We start from the raw sequence: 6,219 nt of genomic DNA on the forward strand, positions 1-6,219 counted from the left end.
GAAGAGACCATGACCCAGGCCGGCGTCGGCGTGGACGACAACGCGGGGGTGGAGTCCAAGACCGCCACCACCGTGGCCATGGACTTCGGCCGGATCAGCCTCAGCGAGGAACTGATCCTCTATCTGTTCGGCACCCCCGGCCAGGAACGCTTCTGGTTCCTGTGGAACGGGCTCTTCGAAGGAGCCCTCGGGGCCGTCGTCCTCATCGACACCCGGCGGCTCCAGGTCAGTTTCGACGTCATCGGCAGGCTGGAGGAGCGCGGCGTGCCGTTCGTCGTGGCCGTCAACACCTTCCCCGGTGCGCCGCACCACCCCGTGGAGGCCCTGCGCAGAGCCCTGGACCTGCCGGACGAGGTGCCGATGATCGACTGCGACGCCCGGCTGCGCGCCTCCAGCCGCGATGTGCTGATGACCCTGATGCGCTACCTGCACAGCCTTGCCGTGCCGCTCACCTGAGGACGGCACGCACCTCTGCCTCTGAACGGGCTCTGTCCCCACTCGCCCGGTCACAGAACGCCTTATTCCTGGAGCCACAGTGACAACCCCCTTCCACGACGAACCCGGATCGCCCACAGGTCCGGTTCCGCCCCCGCAATGCCCCGCGCACGGCATGGGCATCGGGCCCGGCGGGCTGCGCCGGCTGTACGGGCCCGAAGCCGAGGCGGACCCCGCGGGCCTGTACGAGAAGCTGCGCGCCGAACACGGCACGGTCGCACCTGTCCTGATGCACGGGGACGTCCCCGCCTGGCTGGTGCTCGGGCACAGCGAGAACCTCCACATGACCCGCACCCCCTCACAGTTCTCCCGCGACTCGCGCCGTTGGCGTGCCCTGCAGGAGGGCAGCGTGCCCCCGGACCACCCGCTCGCCCCGGTCTTCACCTGGCAGCCGGTGTGTTCGTTCGCCGAGGGCGCCACCCACGAACGGCTGCGCGGCGCGGTCACCGACAGCATGGCGCGCATCGACACCCGCGGCGTGCGCCGTCACATCAACCGCTACAGCAACCGGCTGGTCAACGACTTCTGCCAGGAAGGCCACGCGGAGCTGGTCAGCCAGTTCGCCGAGCGGCTGCCGATGATGGTGATGTGCGCGATCATCGGCATGCCGGAGGAGTACGACGACCGCCTGGTGCAGGCCGCGCGTGACATGACGCGAGGCTCGGAGACCGCAGTCGCGAGCAACGCCTATGTGATCGGCGTGCTGGACCGGCTGGTCAGCCGCCGCCGGGAGGCGCCCGCCGAGGACTTCGCCACCTGGCTGGTCGAACACCCCGCCGGACTCACCGACAAGGAGGTCAGCGAACACCTGCGGGTGGTCCTCATCGTCGCCTACGAGACGACCACCAACCTGATCGCCAACGTGCTGCGCATGGTTCTCACGGACCCGAGGTTCCGGGCCAGGCTCAGCGGCGGGCACATGACCGTCCCCGAGGCCGTCGAGCAGACGCTGTGGGACGAGCCGCCGTTCACCTCGATCCTGGGCCGCTGGGCGGTGGGGGACACCGAGCTCGGCGGGCAGCAGATCAAGGCCGGTGACGCCCTCATCGTCGGTATCGCGCCGGCCAACACGGATCCCGCCATCCGGCCCGACCTCACCGCCGGCATGGAGGGCAACCGCGCCCACATGGCGTTCAGCAGCGGCCCCCACGAGTGCCCCGGCCAGGACATCGGGCGTGCCATCGCCGACGTAGGTGTCGACGCCCTGCTGATGCGCCTTCCCGACCTGGAACTCAGCGTCGCCGAGAGCGAGTTGAGCTGGACCGGAAACTTCGTCTCGCGGCACCTGGTGGACCTGCCGGCGAGTTTCGCGCCCAGTCCGCAGCAGGAGATCGACGCGGAACCCCTGCCGGCGATGGCCCGGTCCCGGGCGCAGGCCGACTGGGAGGTGTCGTCACCCTCCGCCCCCCGGCGTGGCTCCGCCTCCCCGGCGGCTCCCGCCCCGGCCGGAGCGGACACCGCCGGACCGCACGCGGCCCCCGGAGAGGGCGCCGTCATCCCGGCGCAGCGCGGCGGGCCGGCGAGGATCTGGCACGCCGTCGTGCGCTGGTGGAACGGCCACTGACACCGGCGGCCCGCGCCGTGCCGGGTGCCCCGGGCCCCCGGGGTCCGGGGCACCCGGCCCTTCGCCCCGTACCATCGAGCAGCGTGAAGCTGACAATTCTTGGCGGAGGCGGATTCCGGGTCCCTCTCGTGTACGGGGCGCTGCTCGGGGACCACGCCGAAGGCCGCGTCTCGCGGGTGACCCTGTACGACACGGACGCGGACCGGCTCACGGCGGTCGCCCGGGTCCTCGCCGAACAGGCGGCCGGCATCGACGACGCGCCCGCCGTCCTCGCCACCGGCGATCTCGACGAGGCCCTGCGGGGCGCGGACTTCGTCTTCTCCGCGATCCGGGTCGGCGGTCTGGAAGGCCGCGCCGCCGACGAACGCGTCGCGCTCGACGAGGGGGTCCTGGGCCAGGAGACGACCGGGGCCGGCGGTATCGCCTACGGGCTGCGCACCGTTCCCGTGGCCACGGACCTCGCCCGGCGCATCGCCCGGCTCGCGCCCGACGCGTGGGTCATCAACTTCACCAATCCGGCGGGCCTGGTCACCGAGGCCATGGCCCGGCACCTCGGCGACCGGGTCATCGGCATCTGCGACTCCCCGGTGGGACTCGGCCGCCGGATCGCCCGGGTCCTGGGCGCGGACCCGGACCGGGCACGGATCGACTACGTCGGACTCAACCACCTCGGATGGGTCCGGGGCCTGTGGGTCGAGGGCCGCGACGAACTCCCGCGCCTGCTCGCGGACCCGGTGCTGCTCGGCTCCTTCGAGGAGGGCAGGCTCTTCGGCCCCGACTGGCTGCGCTCGCTGGGCGCGATCCCCAACGAGTACCTGCACTACTACTACTTCAACCGGGAGGCGGTCCGCGCCTACCAGGACGCCGAGCAGACCCGCGGCGCCTTCCTCCGCGAACAGCAGGAGGGCTTCTACGCCCGGATGAAGGACCCGGCCGCCCCGCCGCTGGCCACCTGGGACCGTACGCGTGCCGAACGTGAGGCGACGTACATGTCGGAGAACCGGGACGTGGCCGGAGCCGGTGAGCGCGAGGAGAGCGATCTGGAGTCCGGAGGTTACGAGCAGGTGGCCCTCGCCCTGATGCGCGCCGTCGCCCGCAACGAACGGACCTCGCTGATCCTCGACGTCCGCAACCGGGGCACCCTTCCGGAGCTCGACGCGGACGCCGTCATCGAGGTGCCGTGCCTGGTCGACGCCAACGGCGCGCAGCCCGTCGCCGTCGACCCGCTCCCGTACCACGCGGTCGGGCTGGTCACAGCGGTCAAGGCCGTGGAGCGGGCGGTGCTCGAAGCCGCGGAGAGCGGGTCACGGGCGGCGGCCGTGCGGGCCTTCGCCCTGCACCCGCTGGTCGACTCCGTCTCCGTGGCCCGCCGGCTGGTCGAGGGATACACCGGGGTCCACCCGGGGCTCGCCTATCTCGACCGGCCGTGAACGGGCCGGGCGCCGTCAGGGAACGCGGACGGCCCTCGGCCGGCCGGGCGGGTCCCAGGACGGCGCGACACCGGTGACCTGGCACACCATGAGGAAGAGCGGAATGGGCGGCGTGTAGGGCGTACGGCTGTCCGGCGCGTGGATCAGCCGGGGGCGCCCGGCGGGGACGTAGGCCCCGGTGGCGTACGAGGCCTGCTCCGGCCAGTCCAGATCGAGGTCCGAACCCGACGGGACGATCCACCACCACCGGTCGGCGTCGGCGAACACGCACCCGGCGCGCGGCAGGTGCGACATCAGCCGGAACCCGTACTGCGCCGGTACGCCCACCGCGTCGCAGCCGAGGTCCGCCGACAGGGCGGGCGGCAGCGGAAGCCGGATCCTGCCGGGGACGCCGCCCTCCTCCACGGGGCGGGCGCGGCGCACGCCGAGCAGCTGGGACAGGGCGTTCCTCAGCATGTCCGCTCCGGGCCGTACGGCAGCTCGGCCCACACGATGCGCCCCGAGTGGTTCCCCGCGGCATGGGAGCCCCAGGCGGCGCTCATGGAGTCGACGAGCAGCAGTCCGCGTCCGTGCTCCCCCTCGGAGGTGAGGGACATCCGGGGGCCTCCGGGCTGATGTCCCTGGTCCTGCACGGAGATGCGCACACTGCTGCCCTCGCAGCGGAGCTCGCAGACGACCCGGGCGCTCGCGGTGTGCACCACCGCGTTGGTGACCAGCTCGGAGACGATCAGCACGGCCGCGTCGTGGGTGTCCCCGGTCAGCCGCCAGTCCGCCAGCCGGGCGCGTGTGAGGCGCCGGGCTCCGGCCACCGACTCGGGGCGCGCCGGAAGCGCGAAGCAGTAACGGAGCGCTTCCGTCCCGGGGCTGAGGTCCATGAGCCGGGGGATGAGCGCACTGCCAGGTGCCACGACCGATTCCTCACAGTGGGGGCTGTGTCACGCCTCGCACCACCCGGAAAGGGCGGACGCGATCACGCGGACTTGGTTCGGTCACCAACTCTCCCCCTGACATGAACACTTGGCAAGAGGCACTCTGAAAAATTCAGAGTGACTGTGTCCCTGAAGCCATGCGCATGGCAGACTGCTGGCACACAGCGCATCGGGAGGTCTGAAGTGAGCGAACCGCGGTCCGCCCCGACCGTGGGCCAGGTCGTTCTCGGCAAGCGCCTGCAGGATCTGCGGGAGCGCGTCGGCCTGAGCCGTGACCAGGCGGCGAAGGTGCTCCGTGTCGCCCCGGGGACCGTACGCAGGATGGAGACGGCCGAGGTCGGGCTGAAGATCCCCTACGTCCAGCTCCTCCTCAAGGCCTACGGCATCGCCGACGACGAGGTCGAAGCATTCGTCGAGCTCGCCGAAGAGGCCAACAAGCCCGGCTGGTGGCAGCGCTTCCACGACGTGCTGCCCGACTGGTTCAGCATGTACGTCAGCCTGGAAGGTGCCGCGAGCCTCCTGCGCACCTACGAGCCGCACTTCGTCCCCGGTCTGCTGCAGACCGAGGACTACGCGCGCTCCGTCCTGCGCACCGGCGCGGTCGGCCAGACCCGGCCCGCGGACATCGAGCGCCATGTGGCGCTGCGGATGGAACGGCAGTCGCTGCTGACCAAGGCGGAGGCGCCGAAGCTGTGGGTGGTGATGGACGAGACCGTCCTGCGCCGTCCCGTCGGCAGCCCCGACGCCATGCGGGCCCAGGTCGACCGCCTGCTGGAGGCGACCGACCTGCCCAACGTGACCCTGCAGATCGCGGAGTTCGCGACCGGCCACCACCCGGGCACGTACGGCCCGTTCGTCCTCTTCCGCTTCGCGGTCCCCGAACTCCCGGACATGGTCTACAGCGAGTACCTGACCGGCGCCGTCTACTTCGACGCGCGTCCCGAGGTGGCCTCCTACCTCGAGGTCATGGACCGAATGGCGGCTCAGGCCGCAACTGCACAACGCACGAAGGAAATCCTCAGGGACTTCCGCAAGGAGCTGTGATGAACCACATATACAACGGCATGCCGGCCGCCGATCTCGGCACCGAAGGCTGGTACAAGCCGTGGAGCGGTGGTAACGGCGGCAACTGCATCGAGGCCATGAAGCTGGCGGACGGCAGGGTGGCGGTCCGCCAGTCCGCGGATCCCGACGGTCCCGCGCTCATCTACTCCAACGGAGAGATCGCCGCCTTCATCCAGGGCGCCAAGGCCGGACAGGCCGACTTCCTCCTGACCTGATGCACCGCACCTCCTGATACAGCACCCCACCGGGCACACGGCCCCACGATCTGCCACCGCGCGCTGTTCGCCGAAGTCTCCGGCCGACGGAGCGCGTCATGACCGGGCCGGGGACCCAGGCCGCCGAGACCGGCACGGCCGAGCCGCATCCGGCACGGAGGCAGGACCGGTTCCTCGACGGCAAGGACGGCTGTCCGGTCGACGAACAGATGGTCCAGCAGCTGCTCGCCCTGGACACCGGGGGCCGTGACATGGCGCGGGCCGACCGGGCCTTCCCGCACCGGGCCACCCGCCGACTCGCCGGGAGCGGCGTACCTCGGCTCCCCGGCCTCGGACCCGTCGAGCCGGGCGTCCCGCTCCCGGCGGACCGGCGGCCGGAGCCCGGCGCGGTCGTCGAGGTCCCCGGCGACGAGCCGGTCCCCGGTTGCGGGGGCGTGGCGCGCAAGCGCTGAGCGGTGCGGGGCGCGACGGCGGCCCGTGGCCGGCAGGTCACAATGGACCCATGTCACGACGCACCTCAC

At 71.8% G+C, this 6,219-nt stretch carries 8 protein-coding genes; 6 read left to right on the forward strand and 2 right to left on the reverse strand.

The window, feature by feature from the left end; genetic code table 11:
• The 3 genes from VN520_RS07650 to VN520_RS07660 all read left to right on the forward strand — a co-directional run.
• A partial coding sequence (locus VN520_RS07650; protein ID WP_325746095.1) for a GTP-binding protein occupies positions 1–456 on the forward strand: 456 nt, incomplete at its 5' end.
• Positions 457–535: 79 nt separating this feature from the next.
• The gene (locus VN520_RS07655; RefSeq protein WP_325746096.1) at positions 536–2,059 is read left to right on the forward strand and encodes a cytochrome P450; all 1,524 of its coding nucleotides are present in this window, start codon (positions 536–538) and stop codon (positions 2,057–2,059) included.
• A gap of 83 nt (positions 2,060–2,142) precedes the next feature.
• Entirely contained in the window at positions 2,143–3,489 is a 1,347-nt protein-coding gene (locus VN520_RS07660; protein ID WP_325746097.1) for a 6-phospho-beta-glucosidase, read from the forward strand.
• 15 nt (positions 3,490–3,504) lie between these two features.
• On the opposite strand, the gene VN520_RS07665 is transcribed toward VN520_RS07660, so the two are convergent.
• A complete protein-coding gene (locus tag VN520_RS07665) occupies positions 3,505–3,945 on the reverse strand; it encodes a hypothetical protein (protein WP_325746098.1) in 441 nt (146 codons plus the stop codon).
• The gene (locus VN520_RS07670) at positions 3,939–4,397 is read right to left on the reverse strand and encodes an ATP-binding protein (RefSeq protein WP_325746099.1); all 459 of its coding nucleotides are present in this window, start codon (positions 4,395–4,397) and stop codon (positions 3,939–3,941) included. The genes VN520_RS07665 and VN520_RS07670 overlap by 7 nt, the downstream gene beginning before the upstream one ends.
• Before the next feature lie 204 nt (positions 4,398–4,601).
• On the opposite strand from VN520_RS07670, the gene VN520_RS07675 reads away from it, so the two are divergent.
• The 3 genes from VN520_RS07675 to VN520_RS39570 all read left to right on the forward strand — a co-directional run bounded on the left by VN520_RS07675 (position 4,602) and on the right by VN520_RS39570 (position 6,150).
• Positions 4,602–5,462, forward strand: coding sequence for a helix-turn-helix transcriptional regulator (locus tag VN520_RS07675; protein WP_325746100.1), 861 nt, complete (start codon positions 4,602–4,604; stop codon positions 5,460–5,462).
• Positions 5,462–5,698, forward strand: coding sequence for a DUF397 domain-containing protein (locus VN520_RS07680; protein ID WP_014049581.1), 237 nt, complete (start codon positions 5,462–5,464; stop codon positions 5,696–5,698). The genes VN520_RS07675 and VN520_RS07680 overlap by 1 nt, the downstream gene beginning before the upstream one ends.
• A 98-nt stretch (positions 5,699–5,796) precedes the next feature.
• A complete protein-coding gene (locus VN520_RS39570; protein ID WP_414719791.1) occupies positions 5,797–6,150 on the forward strand; it encodes an SAM-dependent methyltransferase in 354 nt (117 codons plus the stop codon).
• Positions 6,151–6,219 lie beyond the last annotated feature (69 nt).

It is taken from the genome of Streptomyces sp. (assembly GCF_035563135.1).
Classification (GTDB): Bacteria; Actinomycetota; Actinomycetes; order Streptomycetales; family Streptomycetaceae; genus Streptomyces.